The sequence below is a fragment of the Pseudomonas sp. SDO5591_S426 genome (assembly GCF_054070755.1).
In genome coordinates this window covers 11,857-29,316 of sequence record NZ_JBSVXD010000061.1, presented here as the reverse complement: position 1 = coordinate 29,316, position 17,460 = coordinate 11,857, and the positions used below count along the sequence as shown (strand labels likewise).

Genomic DNA, 17,460 nt, shown 5'->3' with positions numbered 1-17,460 from the left:
ACGCGATTCCTGTAGGAGCTGCCGCAGGCTGCGATCTTTTGATGTTGATCTTCAACCAATAATTATCGGCTTCCTCTGTGGGAGGTTTCCTACTGTTACCCGCGATCTTTCAAGTTACTGAATGTGTAACCGCATCGCGCCGATCCGGGGCATTGGGAAACGCCGCGTCCCAAATCCGGGCCCCAAACCCGCCCCAGAAAAATAAGACCCCACGCTGCGCTTGCCGGATTAGAAGGGTTTGCCAATAATAGGCCCGCAACTTGCAGTATTGATCGGTTCACTGTCTTTTGCTCTTGCATGATTTTGCAGGGCTGTCAACGTGCCTAAACGGCTTTCTCGGTGCTTCTGTAATTTGTTGTCGCATTGAAGAAATATCGGCTTCGGGCCTGTCGTTAGAATGCCGATCACTCGCTCGTCGTTGCCCGTGTTGATTTTCAACACCCGCTTCCCAGGACGCAGCAACGCTTTCCGGTTCCACTCATTCGCATAATGGGCTGTCGCTCACTCTGCCGTTTTAGCCCTTTACCGATGGAGTCCCAAGATGAAGAAACTCGTGCTGCTTGGCGCCCTGGCACTTGCCTCCGTGCTGTCCCTGCCTACCTTCGCCGATGAAAAACCTCTGAAAATCGGTATCGAAGCGGCTTACCCTCCGTTCGCCTCGAAAGCCCCGGATGGCAGCATCGTTGGTTTCGACTACGACATCGGTAACGCCCTGTGCGAAGAAATGAAGGTCAAGTGCGTTTGGGTCGAGCAAGAGTTCGACGGTCTGATCCCGGCACTCAAAGTGCGCAAGATCGACGCGATCCTGTCGTCCATGTCGATCACTGAAGACCGCAAGAAGTCCGTGGACTTCACCAACAAGTACTACAACACCCCGGCGCGCCTGGTCATGAAGGCCGGCACTCAGGTCAGCGACAATCTGACCGAGCTCAAGGGCAAGAACATCGGCGTGCAACGTGGTTCGATCCACGAGCGTTTCGCCCGCGAAGTCCTGGCCCCGCTGGGTGCCGAGATCAAGCCATACGGTTCGCAGAACGAAATCTACCTCGACGTGGCCGCTGGCCGCCTCGACGGCACCGTGGCAGACGCTACGCTGCTGGATGACGGTTTCCTGAAAACCGACGCCGGTAAAGGTTTCGCCTTCGTCGGTCCTGCGTTCACCGACGTCAAATACTTCGGCGACGGCGTAGGTATCGCGGTTCGCAAGGGCGACGCGCTGAAAGACAAGATCAACACCGCGATCGCTGCCATTCGCGAGAACGGCAAATACAAGCAAATCCAGGACAAGTACTTCGCCTTCGATATCTACGGCAAGTAACACGTCCCAGCGACAAGTCCGAAATGGCGCAAGCAACAGGATCTCTGAGGTTTGCGCCATTTTTTCATCCCAACTTTCGAGGACCTGAATCATGTTGAAAGGCTACGGGGCTGTCATCCTCGATGGCGTTTGGCTGACGCTTCAGCTCGCCTTGTCGTCCATGGCCCTGGCCATCGTTCTGGGCCTGATCGGCGTGTCACTGCGTCTGTCGCCGGTTCGCTGGCTTGCCTGGCTGGGCGATCTGTACTCCACCGTGATTCGCGGCATTCCCGACCTGGTGCTGATCCTGCTGATTTTCTACGGCGGCCAGGACTTGCTCAACCGCGTCGCACCGATGCTCGGTTATGACGACTACATCGACCTGAACCCATTGGTTGCCGGTATCGGCACGCTGGGCTTCATCTTCGGTGCATACCTGTCGGAAACTTTCCGTGGCGCGTTCATGGCGATCCCCAAGGGTCAGGCTGAAGCGGGCATGGCGTACGGCATGAGCAGTTTTCAGGTGTTCTTCCGGGTGTTGGTGCCGCAGATGATTCGCCTGGCGATTCCGGGCTTCACCAACAACTGGCTGGTTCTGACCAAGGCCACCGCGCTGATTTCGGTGGTGGGTCTGCAAGACATGATGTTCAAGGCCAAGCAGGCGGCAGACGCCACCCGCGAACCTTTCACCTTCTTCCTCGCAGTGGCGGCGCTGTACCTGGTGATCACCAGTGTCTCGTTGCTGGCATTGCGTCAACTTGAGAAGCGCTACTCGGTAGGCGTAAGGGCGGCTGATCTATGATCTTCGACTACAACGTCATTTGGGAGTCGTTGCCGCTGTACCTCGGCGGTCTGCTGACTACCCTCAAATTGCTCGGGCTGTCGCTGTTCTTCGGCCTGCTGTGTGCGTTGCCGCTGGGCCTGATGCGCGTCTCGAAGAACCCGGTCGTCAACATGTCGGCCTGGCTCTACACCTACGTGATCCGCGGCACGCCGATGCTGGTGCAGCTGTTCCTGATCTACTACGGTCTGGCGCAATTCGAAGCAGTACGCGAGAGCTTCCTCTGGCCGTGGCTGTCCAGCGCCACGTTCTGTGCGTGCCTGGCGTTCGCCATCAACACCAGCGCCTACACCGCCGAAATCATCGCCGGCAGCCTGCGCGCCACGCCGAACGGCGAGATCGAAGCGGCCAAGGCCATGGGCATGTCGCGCTTCAAGATGTACAAGCGCATCCTGCTGCCATCGGCCCTGCGCAGGGCGCTGCCGCAGTACAGCAACGAAGTGATCATGATGCTGCAGACCACCAGTCTGGCGTCCATCGTGACCCTGATCGACATCACCGGTGCCGCGCGCACGGTCAACGCCCAGTTCTACTTGCCGTTCGAGGCTTACATCACCGCCGGCGTGTTCTACCTGTGCCTGACCTTCATTCTGGTGAAGCTGTTCAAACTGGCCGAGCGCCGCTGGTTGGGCTACCTGGCCCCGCGGAAGCACTGATATGGAACGCATTGATCATTCATTGCCGTGGAGCCACTTGGGTAGTGAACGCCGGATTTCGGTGTTCCGCTTCGGCAGTGGCGAGCGCAAGGCCTACATTCAGGCCAGCCTCCACGCCGATGAACTGCCGGGGATGCGCACCGCCTGGGCGCTGAAAAAGCGTCTGGCCGAGCTCGAAGCCCAAGGCTTGCTCAACGGTGTGATCGAACTGGTGCCGGTGGCCAATCCACTGGGCCTCGGTCAACTGCTGCAAGGCAATCATCAAGGGCGTTTCGAGGCGGGCAGCGGCAAGAACTTCAACCGCGATTTCGTCGAGCTGAGCGCGCCGGTGGCGTCTGCGTTGGCCGATAGTCTCGGCGACGATCCGCACGCCAATATTCGCCTGATCCGTCAGGCAATGGCCGATCATCTGGCCGCATTGCCTGAGGCCTCCAGCCAGTTGCAAGGCATGCAGCGCATCCTGCTCAGCCATGCCAGCACCGCTGATGTCGTGCTGGATTTGCATTGCGATGCTGAAGCGGCGCTGCACATGTACGCATTGCCGCAGCATTGGCCGCAATGGCGTTCGCTGGCCGCGCACCTCAATGTGCGGGTCGGTCTGCTGGCGGAAGATTCCGGCGGCAGTTCGTTCGACGAAGCCTGTTCGCTGCCGTGGTTGCGTTTGTCGCGGCTGTTCCCGGATGCGCAAATTCCACTGGCGTGCCTGGCGACTACCATTGAATTGGGTGGTCAGGCCGACACCGGTCGCGCCGAAACCGAGGCGCACGCCGAAGGCATTCTGGCGTTCCTCGCCGAGCAAGGTTTGATCAGCGGCGAGTGGCCGAAACCAGCGCAGGACGCTTGCGAAGGCATGCCGTTCGAAGGCACCGAATTGCTGTTTGCGCCGCATCCCGGCGTGGTGAGTTTCCTGCGTCAACCCGGCGAATGGGTTGAAGCGGGGGACGAGATTTTCGAAGTGATCGATCCGCTCGCGGATCGGGTCAGCACGGTGTGTGCTGGTACGTCCGGGGTGCTGTTTGCCATTGAACGGCTGCGTTATGCCCAACCCGGTTTCTGGCTGGCCAAGGTGGCGGGGCGCGAAGCGCTGCGTCACGGGCGCTTGCTCAACGACTGACTGACTGTTTTTGTGAGAACCGACCGCATGTACAAACTTGAAGTCCAAGACCTGCATAAACGCTATGGCAGTCACGAAGTGCTCAAGGGCGTGTCCCTGAAAGCGGCGGCTGGCGATGTGATCAGCATCATCGGCTCCAGTGGCTCCGGCAAAAGTACTTTCCTGCGCTGCATCAACCTGCTGGAGCAGCCGCACGCGGGCAAGATCCTGCTCAACAACGAAGAGTTGAAGCTGGTGGCGAACAAGGACGGCGCGCTGAAGGCGGCTGATCCGAAACAGCTGCAACGCATGCGTTCGCGCCTGTCGATGGTGTTCCAGCATTTCAACCTGTGGTCGCACATGACTGCGCTGGAAAACATCATGGAAGCGCCGGTGCACGTACTCGGCGTCTCCAAGGCCGAAGCACGCGACAAGGCTGAGCACTACCTGAACAAGGTGGGTGTCGCCCATCGCAAAGACGCCTACCCGGGCCACATGTCCGGCGGCGAACAACAGCGCGTAGCGATTGCCCGTGCGCTGGCGATGGAGCCTGAGGTGATGCTGTTCGACGAACCGACGTCGGCGCTCGACCCGGAACTGGTTGGCGACGTGCTGAAGGTCATGCAGGCCCTGGCCCAGGAAGGCCGGACCATGGTTGTGGTGACCCACGAAATGGGCTTCGCCCGTGAAGTGTCGAACCAGTTGGTGTTCCTGCACAAAGGTGTGGTCGAAGAAAGCGGCAACCCGCGCGAAGTGCTGGTGAACCCGCAATCCGAACGTCTGCAGCAATTCCTGTCCGGTAGCTTGAAGTAATCAGGGCTGCCGTTGTGCACCGGGATAGTGCATGCTTCGCAACTTAGAAGCTGACCCCCAATCCCTGTGGGAGCTGGCTTGCCAGCGATCGCGGTGGGTCAGCTTGCATCTCTTGCACAGACAGACCGCCATCGCTGGCAAGCCAGCTCCCACAAGGGATCGTTGCTGGTTTGAAGATTTGCGTTCATTTACGGGCTAGCATTGGCCCATGCCTTCATCACTGTTGTTCGTTTCGGATTGCCCGCCATGACTGCCCATCGAATTGGTTTCCTGATTTGGCCCAGCACTAAAGCACTGACGCTTGCGCTGGCTGAGGAGGCCTTGCGCGTTGCCCAGCGTGTGCATCCGGACGTTGTCTACGAACTGTCGTTCCTGCAAGCCGAACCGCCGGCCGAAGGCGAATGGCAATTGCCCGGTGAAGCCTGGACCGGCAAGCTCGAAAACTTCCAGAAACTGTTCCTGCTCGCTGACGAGCCACCAGCCACATTGGCGCCGGCGCTCAGCAGCGCGCTCAAGCAACTGGTGCGTTCCGGTTGCGTGATTGGTGGTCTGTCGGCCGGTGTCTATCCGTTGGCGCAACTGGGTTTGCTCGACGGTTATCGCGCTGCCGTGCACTGGCGCTGGCAGGACGATTTCGCCGAGCGCTTCCCGAAAGTCATCGCCACCAGTCATCTGTTCGACTGGGATCGCGATCGCCTGACCGCGTGTGGCGGCATGTCGGTACTCGACTTGCTGCTGGCGGTATTGGCCCGTGATCACGGTGCTGAACTGGCCGGTGCGGTCTCGGAGGAACTGGTGGTCGAGCGCATCCGCGAAGGCGGCGAACGCCAGCGCATCCCGTTGCAAAACCGCCTCGGCTCCAGCCATCCGAAGCTCACCCAAGCGGTGTTGCTGATGGAAGCCAATATCGAAGAACCGCTGACCACCGACGAAATCGCCCAGCACGTGTGCGTGTCCCGTCGGCAGCTTGAGCGCATCTTCAAGCAATACCTCAACCGCGTGCCGAGCCAGTATTACCTGGAACTGCGCCTGAACAAGGCCCGGCAGATGTTGATGCAAACCAGCAAGTCGATCATTCAGATCGGCCTGTCCTGTGGCTTCTCCTCGGGGCCGCATTTCTCCAGCGCCTATCGCAATTTCTTCGGTGCCACGCCGCGGGAAGATCGCAACCAGCGGCGCAGCAGCAGCCCGTTCGAATTGTCGTCGGTGCCTTCCGAGCGAGGTTGATCAATCTTCGGCGTCTGATGCCTCGGACGTCGACACCTCCAACTCCACCCGCTCGATCACTGCTTGAACACCGAAGTCGATGTTGGTCAGCCTGAAGTACTCAACCAGAACTTTCAGGCCTTCTTCGGAAAACGGATTACCGCGCAGGTCAATGCTTTCGGCGATCTCCATGGGGAGTTCCAGAATATCGCTGGGTACCCGAGTAATCGCGTTGCCGCTCAGGTCTGCCGTTTCCAGGCTTTTGCTTTGCAGCAGGCCGGGCGGCAGTTCAGTGAGACCGCAGTTGTCCAGTTGCAGCGTGGCCAAGTCCATCATCTGGCTGACATCCGGAGCAAGCGCTAGGGGATTTCCGCTCAAGTCGATGAATTCCAGGCTAGTCATTTCGGTCAGGCTCAGCACGCTTTTCGCGCTCAGGGTGATATTGCAATCGGGGAGACTGAGCGACTTCAATCGACTCATCCTGAAGATTGCCTCCGGCAGATCATCCAGGCTAAAGCGGCGAATGTTGATGGTCTTGAGATTTGGAAAGCATTCCAGAAATCGCGTAACGCCAGCGGTCAGGCCACTGTCGCTGTTCAAATAAAGCAGCGCGACATGACTGAAGTCCGCGTTCAGTGCTGGCAAGTCTCCGGTAACGAGGGTATCTGCGCTCAGGTCGTAGGTCGTTTCCATCAAATCGCTGAAGTCATCCGGTTGAGTTTCCCGACGCCAACAACGCAATACCAACTGTTTGAATTCGTCCCGTGTCGAGTGTTCGATGAGCAGTTGCTGCGCATTGAACGGTTGACTGCTGTGCGGGTGGACGGCAGGAATATCGGCAGTCCAGGCGGCGAGATCGTTTTCAAGGGTTGTGAGTTCGGCTTCCAGGCGAGTCAGTGCGATTCGTCCCTCGGTCAGGGTGCCGGGTAGCAGAAACACGAATTTGCTGGCCTCTTCTTTATCCATCATTGGGTAAAGCGCTTGAGTGCGATTGATGTCTGCGTCTTCGGCGTAAATGCCGAAGTCTTGGTGCGTTTGCTGAAAGTGTTGTTTGATACGTTCGCGAGTCGCCGTTGAAAGCGGGTTGTTACCCAGATCGAAACCTTCCTGGGTGCTGCGTTGCAGTGTGAAAAGAGCGTTGGGCAATTCTCTGATCTGGTTGTCGTTGAGCAGCGCGGTGCGTAGGTGCGGGCGGCTCAACAACTCATCTGGAAAACCCGTGATGCCGGTGTGTGACAAGTCGACGTAGTTCAAGTCGGGCATGCCCCCGATGTCGGGTATCAGGCCCAATGGATTCTTGTACAGATCAAGTATCGTCAGCTCATGTAAGCCGGCGAGCGTGGCGTGGCTCTCGGGGCTGAGGGTGACTGCGCAATCGGTGAGAATCAGTTGGTTGAGTGGCAACTTAGAAAGGTTGTCCGGAAGGCGAGCCAAGTCGAAGTAACGTAGTTTCAGCTCGCGCAATCCAGGAAAACCATTCAGAAATGCATGCATTCCTCGTGTGGCCTTGCTGCCTGCGAGTCTCAACGATGTCACGCCACTGAAGTCAGCGCTCAGTTGAGGCAGCTCACCGATGACCGGTTGGAAGAAGTCGAAGTCGACCCTTTCAAACCCGTTTTCTGGAAGTGTCCATTGTCGGCGCCAGCAGTCCAGCAGATCGATGATGAACTGTTGGCGAATCTGTTTTTGGGTAGCGAATTGTTCAGTGGTGAGTCTGATTTCGTTATCGGGGATAAACAGCGGAATTTCATCGCGCCAGGCAGACAAGTGTTCGACGAGTTGCGTGTGTTGAATATTGAGTCGATGCAATTCTGCCCGTGGTCCGCTCGGGTGTCGTTGCAGACGAACGACAAAAGACTCGAGTTCTTGCCCGGATAAATGAGGAAACAGCGTCTGGGCTCGGGATTGTAGTGTGGGCGTATTGAACGGTATCCGATGATAACCGTCGCCACCGCCCAGCAACCGCATGACCTGCGGGTCGTAGGCGGGTTTGAGATTGGGGTATCCAGCCAGCAAGACACGCATTTCATCGTGGCTCAAGGCATGTTGGCGAATCAGTTGTTTGAGGCGTTCGCTTTCACCGATATGGATATTCAGTGCTGTACGCTCACTGTCCGGCAATGCCTGGAGCAGGTTGGCGTAGAGCGTATTCAGGCCGCTGAGTTCTTCTCCATGGTGGTCATAGGCTTGATACGAACCTTCTTCGCTGAGTACCAGCACCTTGCGTACGGGCGCGTCGGCGTTGCCGAGGCTGTCGATCAGTGCACCTTCGTGGCTGTAGTGGCGCAGCTCCAGTCGGGTCTCTCCAGTCCAGCCCGGCAAGTTTGCCAGTGTGTGCAGCGCCAATCGGTCGGTATCAAGGTTGTCCTCGGTGGACGGCAATTCAAGTCCTTCGTAGGCGCGTGTCACCCGCACTTGCAACCCTGCCTCTTGGCTCAGTTCCGAGAGTCGCGGGGAAATCCTGCCGTTTTTCAGCTGCTGAAGTTCCAGTTCATCCGCCGTGCCCGCAATGGCCTGCGCGACGCTGGTTGGCAAGCCAGGTTCGGCGTCGATCAGGGTTTGTACCTCCGCACGTGCGCCGCGCTCGAGTTTTCGGTAGCGCTGCTCGAACAGGCTTTTTCGCTTGCGCTGAGCCAGTTGCGCCAGCGTGCGGCGCAGGTTGTCGGTACGGTCTTCGAGGCGTGGAGAGGGCAGGCCGAACGCCTCGCCCATCAACGTCTTTGTTTCGGTTTCTGACAAAGCCAGGAGAAAAGACTTGAGCAAGTCACCGTCATTGAGGCGTGTGATATCCAGCAGCAGGAGCGGGACATCAGGCGATGGGCTTTGCCAAAGATTTTGCGCTGAGCCATCGATCAAGCGCAGGCCTTTGTCGGCGGGCCAGTAGCCGTTCTCATGAAGTAATTCGAGCTGCGTCACGGGGTCGGCTTTCAGATAGTCATCCGCCTGTTCGCTGCCGATTTGCTCAATGAAGGTTTGAATGTCGTGATCGATCCTAAAGCGTTTGAGTGTGTCCGCTTGCAACGGCGGTAGCTGCGCGGTGTCCGGGGCGATGAGCTGCGGTTCGGTGACGCGATCGTGCCGTCGGTAGCGAGTTTCGCCGTTCGGTTTTTTTGCCGCGTCGAAGCTGTCGAAGAACTGAACGATTTCCCGAGGCAGCAACGCTCGAAATTCGCTGGCGACAATGGCGCCACCTGCTGCAAATGCCCCCAACTGCACCGCAGTTTCAACGACCCCCATGAAGTGCCCGAAAGCCTCGCGAGTCTGTCCCTGCGCCCAGTCGACCACGCTTTCGAAGGTTTCATCGAGCATCTGGTAGGCCACGTAGGCCAGCATTGCTTCACCGAGAAACGGCACGAATGGCAGGGCAATGAACGCCGCAGCGTTGAGCAGTGCCGAGGCAATTTCCGCGAAGGAATCCCAAAGCGCCCATCGGGCTTTCTGGTCGACCGTTGCGGTGGAGACCGCAATCACGCGTGCATCGTTGAGGATCTTGTCGAGCTGGCATTGATAGAAATGCGTCCATAGTTGACCCTTGATCGGCGTTGCCACCAGATGCAGGTCGGGACGCGGGTTCGGCGCATCTCTCCAGGTCGGTCGCGGATCGCCTGGCTGCACGGGCTGCCAGGTGATAGGTGCCAGCTGATTGTTCAGTTGCGCGAAGAAATGGCCTCTATCTTTATGGGCGATGAAACGGCTGAAAAATTGTTGATAGTCGGGGTTGCGCAGTCGCTGGCTCAACTCTTCGGCGAATGCGGCGGACGAAGGGTATTGCTTGATCGGATGTTCAGGGTCGCCAGGAATGTAAGCCACCACCCTGACCACGCCTTGCGCACGTTCGAGGTCTGGCGCAAACAGCAGGATGCCGGTAAGGCGGGCGTTCATGAGTGTCAGGTCATGACAACCCCACGACTGACCTCGCGAACGTCCAGACGCCGATGTGTCGAGCAGGCCGCGGATCAGATCGTATGCGTCGCCGGCCAACAGGTTTTGCATCTGTGCCATGTGCAGGGCAGCGCTCAGCGCTGTTCGCTGGCCTTCACGGATTTTGGATTGCAATGCCGCTGCGACCACGGGATTGCTAATGCCCAGATTGGCTTCCAGATAGGTTTTATAGCGCTGGCCAATATCGAGTTCCCGGCACAGACGGGTAAACGCCGGAATGGGCATTTTTTCCTGGATCTGCGGCAAGGTTCTGAATTGCCCGATGGAGGAGGGCGCCGTGATGTAAGTCGAGGCAGGTTCGAAGGCGTCGTCGAGGGTTTCTGCGTTTTCGAAGTTGTGCAGCGCCGCGTCCAGCAGTGACACCGTCCAGATGCGAGCGGCCCCGGACTTCATCCGCAACCAGGGCAAGCGCGTGGGTATATAAAGACGCAGAAAGGTTTCGCGAACGTCCAGCTCCAGGCCGAAACGGGTCTTGAGTTCGGCTTTGAGTAGCGCTTCAGCAAAATCGGCGGGGTTCTGCAGCTTCGCCAGTGTCTTGTCGACCTGATTCTGGCTGGACGCCTGACGGGCAATGAGCCTGCCCAGTTCGGCATGATGATGTGGCGGCGCGTCCTTAAGTCCGTCCGCTCGCGCAGGTGTGATGGTGCGCAGCGCTTCACGCCGATGAGGCGCCGCCTGGCGGAGCCAGAGCGGAATGACATTCTGCAGATGCTGAACATGAGCGTCCGGCGTGGAAGCATCGGAAGCGACAATGGCGGTGGATTCGGTGTTCATGCGGATAAGGTGGCCGTCGGTGTTTGATAGGCCCCTAGGAAAACCCGCGAACGTGGACGATGTGCGGTACATATTTACCGCACTTGCCTGATCGCCATGAGTTACAGCGAAGCAAGCCTGCCGCAAACGCTCCCCGCCAGTTAAACTGCGCCTTTGCGACCCTATATGTCGCACTGCTGTAAACCCGGGAAAATCCGGGGTTTGCGCTATAAGAAGTTGTCGCTTGGCGGCAAGGCCGGGCTGAAAACTGTCCTTACAATCCCCCCATCGCTCGCCAGTTTCAGGCGAGTGTTCCTCTTCAGGAGACTCCGATGTCCGTTGATCACGCTGCGGTAGAACGCGCCGATTTCGACCAGGTAATGGTTCCCAACTACGCGCCTGCCGCATTCATTCCAGTGCGTGGCGCCGGTTCCCGCGTTTGGGACCAGTCCGGTCGCGAGCTGATCGACTTCGCCGGCGGGATTGCCGTAAACGTTCTGGGCCATGCGCATCCGGCGCTGGTCGGTGCCTTGACCGAGCAGGCCAACAAGCTGTGGCACGTGTCCAACGTGTTCACCAATGAGCCTGCCCTGCGCCTGGCCCATAAGCTGATCGACGCCACGTTTGCCGAGCGTGCGTTCTTCTGCAACTCCGGCGCCGAAGCCAACGAGGCCGCGTTCAAGCTGGCCCGTCGTGTCGGTTTCGACCGTTTCGGCAGCGAGAAGTACGAAATCATCGCCGCGCTCAACAGCTTCCACGGTCGTACGCTGTTCACCGTCAACGTCGGTGGCCAGTCGAAGTACTCCGATGGCTTCGGTCCGAAAATCACCGGTATCACCCACGTCCCGTACAACGATCTGGCCGCGCTGAAAGCCGCCGTTTCCGACAAGACTTGCGCGGTAGTACTGGAGCCGATCCAGGGCGAAAGCGGTGTGATCCCGGCTGAACTCGAATACCTGCAAGGCGCCCGCGACCTCTGCACCGCGAACAACGCGCTGCTGATCTTCGACGAAGTGCAAACCGGCATGGGCCGTACCGGCCATCTGTTTGCCTACCAGCATTACGGCGTGATCCCGGACATCCTGACCAGCGCCAAGAGCCTGGGTGGCGGTTTCCCGATCGCCGCGATGCTGACCACCGAAGACCTGGCCAAACATCTGGTCGTCGGCACCCACGGCACCACTTACGGCGGCAACCCGCTGGCGTGTGCGGTCGCGGAAGCAGTGATCGACGTGGTCAACACCCCTGAAGTGCTGGCCGGCGTCAACGCCAAGCACGACAAGTTCAAGGCGCGCCTTGAGCAGATCGGTGAGAAATACGGCCTCTTCACCCAGGTCCGCGGTATGGGCCTGTTGATCGGCTGCGTGCTGAGTGATGCCTGGAAAGGCAAGGCCAAGGATATTTTCAACGCCGCTGAGCGAGAAGGCCTGATGATCCTGCAAGCCGGCCCGGACGTGGTGCGCTTTGCCCCGAGCCTGGTGGTGGAAGACGCCGATATCGATGCCGGTCTGGACCGCTTCGAACGTGCCGCAGTAAAACTGACCCAAGCCTGATAGACCCTTCGACGCCTGACTTTTCAGGCGTCGAACCCAAATTTTGATACCGGGCACAATTCCTGTGGGAGCGGGCTTGCCCGCGATGAGGGACTGACAGCCGACTTCATTGTTTTCTGACAGGACGCCATCGCGGGCAAGCCCGCTCCCACAGGGTTCGGTGTTTTTTCTGTGAATTTATAAGAGAAAGGAGTGACACCATGCTGGTGATGCGCCCCGCGCAAATGGCTGATCTGGGCGAGGTACAGCGTCTGGCTGCGGACAGCCCGATTGGTGTCACTTCCTTGCCGGATGACGTTGAACGCCTGAGCGACAAGATCGCCGCGAGCGAAGCCTCGTTCGCCGCCGAAGTGAGCTTCAACGGTGAAGAGAGCTATTTCTTCGTCCTCGAAGACAGCACCACCGGGAAATTGGTTGGTTGCTCGGCGATCGTCGCATCGGCCGGTTATTCCGAGCCGTTCTACAGCTTCCGCAACGAAACCTTCGTGCATGCTTCCCGCGAGCTGAAGATTCACAACAAGATCCACGTGCTCTCGCAGTGCCACGACCTGACCGGCAACAGCTTGCTGACCAGTTTCTACGTGCAGCGCGACCTGGTGGGTTCGCCGTGGTCGGAGCTCAACTCCCGCGGCCGCTTGCTGTTCGTCGCCAGCCACCCAGAGCGTTTTGCTGATTCCGTGGTGACCGAGATCGTCGGTTACAGCGATGAAAACGGTGACTCGCCATTCTGGGATGCCATCGGTCGCAACTTCTTCGACCTCAACTACGCCGAAGCCGAGCGTCTGTGTGGCTTGAAAAGCCGTACGTTCCTCGCCGAATTGATGCCGCATTACCCGATCTACGTGCCACTGCTGCCGGACTCCGCGCAAGAAGCCATGGGCCAGGTGCATCCACGGGCGCAGATCACCTTCGACATCCTGATGCGCGAAGGCTTCGAGACCGATCACTACATCGACATTTTCGACGGTGGCCCGACCTTGCACGCCCGTGTCTCGGGGATCCGTTCGATCGCCCAGAGCCGTGTGGTGCCGGTGAAAATCGGCGAGCCGGTCAAAGGTGTCGGTCGTCAGTACCTGGTGGCCAACGCGCAGTTGCAGGATTACCGCGCGGTCATGCTCGAGCTCGATTACGCGCCGGGCAAACCCGTGACCCTGGATCTGGAAGCGGCCGAAGCCCTGGGCGTCGGCGAAGGTGCCAGCGTGCGCCTGGTAGCGGTTTAACGCCTGCCTGGCCTGATTGCTTGTATAGAAAGCAGCGAAGTTTCACGGGTGGCGCAAGCGGCCCGTTTGAGGAGATAGCATGATCGTTCGTCCCGTACGCAGCAGCGATTTACCCGCTCTGATCGACCTGGCCCGCAGCACCGGCACCGGCCTGACCACATTGCCGGCCAACGAAGAACGGCTGGCCCATCGGGTCGGCTGGGCCGAGAAGACCTTTCGCGGCGAAGCCGGGCGGGGCGATGCGGACTACCTGTTCGTGCTCGAAGACGACGACGGTCGCGTGGTGGGCATTTCTGCCATAGCCGGCGCCGTCGGTCTGCGTGAGCCTTGGTACAACTTCCGCGTCGGTTTGACGGTCAGTGCCTCGCAAGAGCTGAACATCTACCGCGAAATCCCGACGCTGTTCCTGGCCAACGACCTGACCGGTAACTCCGAGCTGTGCTCGCTGTTCTTGCACGCCGATTACCGCACTGGCCTCAACGGCCGCATGCTGTCCAAGGCGCGGATGCTGTTCATCGCCGAATTCCCGCAACTGTTCGGCAACAAGATCATTGCCGAGATGCGCGGCGTGTCCGATGACGCCGGCCGTTCGCCGTTCTGGGAAAGCCTGGGCCGGCACTTCTTCAAAATGGAATTCAGCCAGGCCGACTACCTGACCGGTGTGGGCAACAAGGCGTTCATCGCCGAACTGATGCCGAAATTCCCACTGTACACCTGCTTCCTGTCGCCGGATGCGCGCAACGTGATCGGTCAGGTTCACCCGGACACCGAGCCGGCGTTGTCGATGCTCAAGAGCGAAGGCTTCAGCTATCAAGGCTACGTCGACATCTTCGACGCCGGCCCGGCGATCGAATGCGAAACCGGCAAAATTCGCGCGGTACGCGACAGCCAGGCGCTGGTGCTGGCCATCGGCACACCGGGTGACGATGCCACGCCATTCATCATTCACAACCGCAAGCGCGAAGACTGCCGGATCACCGCCGCACCGGCACGCTTCGCCGCCGGCACGCTGGTGGTCGACCCGCAGACCGCCAAACGTCTTCAACTCAACGCCGGCGATCAGGTGCGCGCCGTTCCGTTGTCCGCTGCTCGGGAGTCGAAATAATGAAGTCGCTATACATTGCAGGTGAATGGCTGGCCGGTCAGGGCGAAGTCTTTGAGTCGTTGAACCCGGTGACCCAGCAAGTGCTGTGGTCCGGGACTGGCGCCACCACTGATCAGGTCGAATCGGCTGTGCAAGCGGCGCGTCAGGCGTTTCCGGGCTGGGCTCGCCGCACGCTGGAAGAGCGTATCTCGATGCTGGAAGCCTTCGCCGCCGCGTTGAAAAACAACGCCGACGAACTGGCACGCACCATCGGTGAAGAAACCGGCAAACCTTTGTGGGAAGCCGCGACCGAAGTCACCAGCATGGTCAACAAGATTGCGATCTCGGTGCAGAGCTACCGAGAACGCACCGGCGAGAAGAGCGGCCCATTGGGCGACGCCACCGCTGTGCTGCGCCACAAGCCACACGGTGTGGTGGCGGTGTTTGGCCCTTACAACTTCCCTGGCCACTTGCCGAACGGTCACATCGTGCCGGCGCTGCTGGCCGGTAACAGTGTGCTGTTCAAGCCAAGCGAGCTGACGCCGAAAGTCGCCGAGCTGACGGTCAAGTGCTGGATCGAAGCCGGCCTGCCAGCGGGCGTGTTGAACCTGCTGCAAGGCGCTCGTGAAACCGGTATCGCCCTAGCGGCGAACCCGGGCATTGACGGCCTGTTCTTCACCGGCTCCAGCCGCACCGGCAATCACCTGCACCAGCAATTCGCCGGTCGCCCGGACAAGATCCTTGCGTTGGAAATGGGCGGCAACAATCCGCTGGTGGTCGATCAGGTCGCCGATCTGGATGCCGCCGTGTACACCATCATTCAGTCGGCCTTCATTTCTGCCGGCCAGCGTTGCACCTGTGCCCGCCGCTTGCTGGTGCCGCAAGGTGCCTGGGGTGACTCGTTGCTGGCGCGGCTGGTGGCGGTCAGCTCAACCATTGAAGTCGGTGCTTTCGATCAGCAACCAGCGCCGTTCATGGGCTCGGTAGTTTCCCTTGGCGCGGCGAAAGCGTTGATGGATGCGCAGGAACATTTGCTGGCCAACGGCGCCGTTGCGCTGCTGGAAATGACCCAGCCGCAAGCCCAGTCGGCGTTGCTGACTCCCGGCATTCTGGACGTGAGCGCTGTGGCCGATCGTCCTGACGAAGAGCTGTTCGGCCCGTTGCTGCAAGTGATCCGCTACGCTGATTTTGAAGCGGCGATCGCAGAAGCCAACGACACCGCCTACGGTCTGGCGGCTGGCCTACTGTCTGATTCCGAAGCGCGCTACCAGCAATTCTGGCTGGAAAGCCGCGCCGGTATCGTCAACTGGAACAAGCAACTGACCGGTGCCGCGAGCAGCGCGCCATTCGGCGGCGTCGGCGCCTCGGGCAACCATCGCGCCAGTGCCTACTACGCGGCGGATTACTGCGCGTACCCGGTGGCCTCGCTGGAAACGCCGAGCCTGGTGTTGCCTGCGTCCCTCACGCCTGGCGTGAAAATGGCGTGATGTCAATCGCTGGCAAGCCAGCTCCCACAGGTCCTGCGTCGAACACAAAATGTGTGAACTCCGCTGAACCTGTGGGAGCGGGCTTGCCCGCGATGGCCGCGCCGCGGTCACCCTGAATAGTTACTTGAAGCCTATAACAACAGAATTCTCGTGGAGCCTCGCTGATGAAATCCTATGAAGTCAATTTTGACGGTCTAGTGGGGCCGACCCATAACTACGGCGGCCTGTCCTACGGCAACGTCGCGTCCCAGAGCAACAGCCAACAGTCTTCGAATCCGAAGGAAGCCGCGCTGCAAGGCCTGGCGAAGATGAAAGCGTTGATGGAAATGGGCTTTCAGCAAGGCGTGCTGGCGCCGCAAGAGCGCCCGGATGTGGCTGCACTGCGCCGCCTGGGCTTCAGCGGCACCGACGCTCAAGTGATCGAACGCGCCGCCAAGGAAGCGATGCCATTGCTGGTCGCCAGTTGCTCGGCATCGAGCATGTGGGTGGCCAACGCCGCCACCGTCAGCCCGAGCGCCGACACGGCGGACGGTCGCGTACATTTCACCGCCGCCAACCTCAACTGCAAATATCACCGCAGCATCGAGCACCCGACCACCAGCCGCGTGCTGGGGGCGATGTTCGCCGATCAGAAGCACTTCGCGCACCACGCCGCCTTGCCGGCCGTGGCGCAATTCGGTGACGAAGGCGCGGCCAACCACACGCGTTTCTGCCGTGAGTACGGCGAAGCCGGTGTCGAGTTCTTCGTGTTCGGTCGCAGTGCGTTCGACACCCGCTACCCGGCACCGCAGAAGTACCCGGCGCGCCAGACTCTTGAAGCGTCCCAAGCCGTTGCTCGCCTGCATGGCTTGAGCGATGACGGCGTGGTCTACGCCCAGCAGAACCCTTCGGTGATCGATCAGGGCGTGTTCCACAACGATGTAATCGCTGTGGGTAACGGTGAAGTGTTGTTCTATCACGAGGACGCGTTCCTCGAGACCGAGCAGATGCTCGCTGAACTGCAAAGCAAACTCGCCAAAGTCGGTGGGAAATTTCAGTCCGTCTGCGTTCCGCGTTCCGCGGTAACCGTGGAAGACGCGGTTCGTTCCTACCTGTTCAATAGCCAACTGCTGTCGCGTCCTGACGGCTCCATGCTGTTGATCGTGCCGGAAGAATGCCGTGGCAACGAGCGCGTCTGGCAATACCTGCAGGGTTTGACCAGCTCCGGCGGCCTGATCCGCGAAGTGAAAGTCTTCGATTTGAAGCAGAGCATGCAGAACGGCGGTGGCCCTGCTTGCCTGAGGTTGCGCGTCGCGCTCAACGAAACCGAACTGGCGGCGGTCAATCAAGGGGTTATCATGACCGCACCGTTGTACGGCACTCTGACCGAATGGGTCGAGAAGCACTACCGCGACCGCATGACCGAAAACGATCTCGCGGACCCGCAATTGCTGCTTGAGTGCCGGACGGCACTGGATGAACTGACGCAAATCCTTAAACTGGGCGCGGTTTATCCATTCCAGATCAATTGATCGA

At 59.5% G+C, this 17,460-nt stretch carries 13 protein-coding genes; 11 read left to right on the top strand and 2 right to left on the bottom strand.

Annotated features, from left to right (window positions below):
- Positions 1–228: 228 nt before the first annotated feature.
- Positions 229–438 (bottom strand): hypothetical protein, encoded by a 210-nt coding sequence (locus ACW9JC_RS14490; RefSeq protein WP_457455574.1) that lies wholly within the window; start codon positions 436–438, stop codon positions 229–231.
- A 103-nt stretch (positions 439–541) separates the two neighbouring features.
- Between ACW9JC_RS14490 and ACW9JC_RS14485 the strand changes: the two genes are divergently transcribed.
- The 6 genes from ACW9JC_RS14485 to argR all read left to right on the top strand — a co-directional run bounded on the left by ACW9JC_RS14485 (position 542) and on the right by argR (position 5,927).
- Positions 542–1,318: an ABC transporter substrate-binding protein gene (locus ACW9JC_RS14485; protein WP_338582531.1), complete on the top strand. Its 777-nt coding sequence runs from the start codon at positions 542–544 to the stop codon at positions 1,316–1,318.
- 91 nt (positions 1,319–1,409) lie between these two features.
- A complete protein-coding gene (locus ACW9JC_RS14480) occupies positions 1,410–2,099 on the top strand; it encodes an ABC transporter permease (protein ID WP_416126069.1) in 690 nt (229 codons plus the stop codon).
- Positions 2,096–2,794, top strand: a complete 699-nt coding sequence (locus ACW9JC_RS14475) for an ABC transporter permease (RefSeq protein ID WP_457455571.1) — start codon at positions 2,096–2,098, stop codon at positions 2,792–2,794. The genes ACW9JC_RS14480 and ACW9JC_RS14475 overlap by 4 nt, the downstream gene beginning before the upstream one ends.
- Before the next feature lies 1 nt (position 2,795).
- Positions 2,796–3,908: a M14 family metallopeptidase gene (locus ACW9JC_RS14470; protein WP_457455569.1), complete on the top strand. Its 1,113-nt coding sequence runs from the start codon at positions 2,796–2,798 to the stop codon at positions 3,906–3,908.
- Between the two features lie 27 nt (positions 3,909–3,935).
- Positions 3,936–4,700, top strand: a complete 765-nt coding sequence (locus tag ACW9JC_RS14465; RefSeq protein ID WP_338582527.1) for an ABC transporter ATP-binding protein — start codon at positions 3,936–3,938, stop codon at positions 4,698–4,700.
- 246 nt (positions 4,701–4,946) lie between these two features.
- Complete coding sequence (argR, locus tag ACW9JC_RS14460) at positions 4,947–5,927, top strand: transcriptional regulator ArgR (protein ID WP_457455567.1); 981 nt, start codon at positions 4,947–4,949, stop codon at positions 5,925–5,927.
- Here the strand turns inward: argR and ACW9JC_RS14455 are convergent, their stop codons facing one another.
- Positions 5,928–11,009, bottom strand: coding sequence for a dermonecrotic toxin domain-containing protein (locus tag ACW9JC_RS14455; RefSeq protein ID WP_457455565.1), 5,082 nt, complete (start codon positions 11,007–11,009; stop codon positions 5,928–5,930).
- On the opposite strand from ACW9JC_RS14455, the gene ACW9JC_RS14450 reads away from it, so the two are divergent.
- From ACW9JC_RS14450 to astB, 5 genes are all read left to right on the top strand, one after another.
- The gene (locus tag ACW9JC_RS14450; protein ID WP_457455563.1) at positions 10,934–12,154 is read left to right on the top strand and encodes an aspartate aminotransferase family protein; all 1,221 of its coding nucleotides are present in this window, start codon (positions 10,934–10,936) and stop codon (positions 12,152–12,154) included. The genes ACW9JC_RS14455 and ACW9JC_RS14450 overlap by 76 nt on opposite strands.
- Positions 12,155–12,354: 200 nt before the next feature.
- Positions 12,355–13,374, top strand: coding sequence for an arginine/ornithine succinyltransferase subunit alpha (gene aruF / locus ACW9JC_RS14445; RefSeq protein WP_110658821.1), 1,020 nt, complete (start codon positions 12,355–12,357; stop codon positions 13,372–13,374).
- Between the two features lie 79 nt (positions 13,375–13,453).
- Positions 13,454–14,479: an arginine N-succinyltransferase gene (astA, locus tag ACW9JC_RS14440; RefSeq protein ID WP_338582523.1), complete on the top strand. Its 1,026-nt coding sequence runs from the start codon at positions 13,454–13,456 to the stop codon at positions 14,477–14,479.
- Positions 14,476–15,945: a succinylglutamate-semialdehyde dehydrogenase gene (gene astD / locus ACW9JC_RS14435; RefSeq protein ID WP_457455576.1), complete on the top strand. Its 1,470-nt coding sequence runs from the start codon at positions 14,476–14,478 to the stop codon at positions 15,943–15,945. The genes astA and astD overlap by 4 nt, the downstream gene beginning before the upstream one ends.
- Before the next feature lie 164 nt (positions 15,946–16,109).
- Positions 16,110–17,456, top strand: coding sequence for an N-succinylarginine dihydrolase (astB, locus tag ACW9JC_RS14430; protein ID WP_338582522.1), 1,347 nt, complete (start codon positions 16,110–16,112; stop codon positions 17,454–17,456).
- The last annotated feature ends 4 nt before the right edge of the window (positions 17,457–17,460 follow it).

Bases quoted from the DNA above. Each gene is read 5' to 3' on its own strand.
- ACW9JC_RS14485 (WP_338582531.1), top strand. From the start codon at position 542: ATGAAGAAACTCGTGCTGCTTGGCGCCCTGGCACTTGCCTCCGTGCTG.
- ACW9JC_RS14480 (WP_416126069.1), top strand. From the start codon at position 1,410: ATGTTGAAAGGCTACGGGGCTGTCATCCTCGATGGCGTTTGGCTGACG.
- ACW9JC_RS14475 (WP_457455571.1), top strand. From the start codon at position 2,096: ATGATCTTCGACTACAACGTCATTTGGGAGTCGTTGCCGCTGTACCTC.
- ACW9JC_RS14470 (WP_457455569.1), top strand. From the start codon at position 2,796: ATGGAACGCATTGATCATTCATTGCCGTGGAGCCACTTGGGTAGTGAA.
- ACW9JC_RS14465 (WP_338582527.1), top strand. From the start codon at position 3,936: ATGTACAAACTTGAAGTCCAAGACCTGCATAAACGCTATGGCAGTCAC.
- argR (WP_457455567.1), top strand. From the start codon at position 4,947: ATGACTGCCCATCGAATTGGTTTCCTGATTTGGCCCAGCACTAAAGCA.
- ACW9JC_RS14450 (WP_457455563.1), top strand. From the start codon at position 10,934: ATGTCCGTTGATCACGCTGCGGTAGAACGCGCCGATTTCGACCAGGTA.
- ACW9JC_RS14455 (WP_457455565.1), bottom strand. From the start codon at position 11,009: ATGCGGCAGGCGCGTAGTTGGGAACCATTACCTGGTCGAAATCGGCGC.
- aruF (WP_110658821.1), top strand. From the start codon at position 12,355: ATGCTGGTGATGCGCCCCGCGCAAATGGCTGATCTGGGCGAGGTACAG.
- astA (WP_338582523.1), top strand. From the start codon at position 13,454: ATGATCGTTCGTCCCGTACGCAGCAGCGATTTACCCGCTCTGATCGAC.
- astB (WP_338582522.1), top strand. From the start codon at position 16,110: ATGAAATCCTATGAAGTCAATTTTGACGGTCTAGTGGGGCCGACCCAT.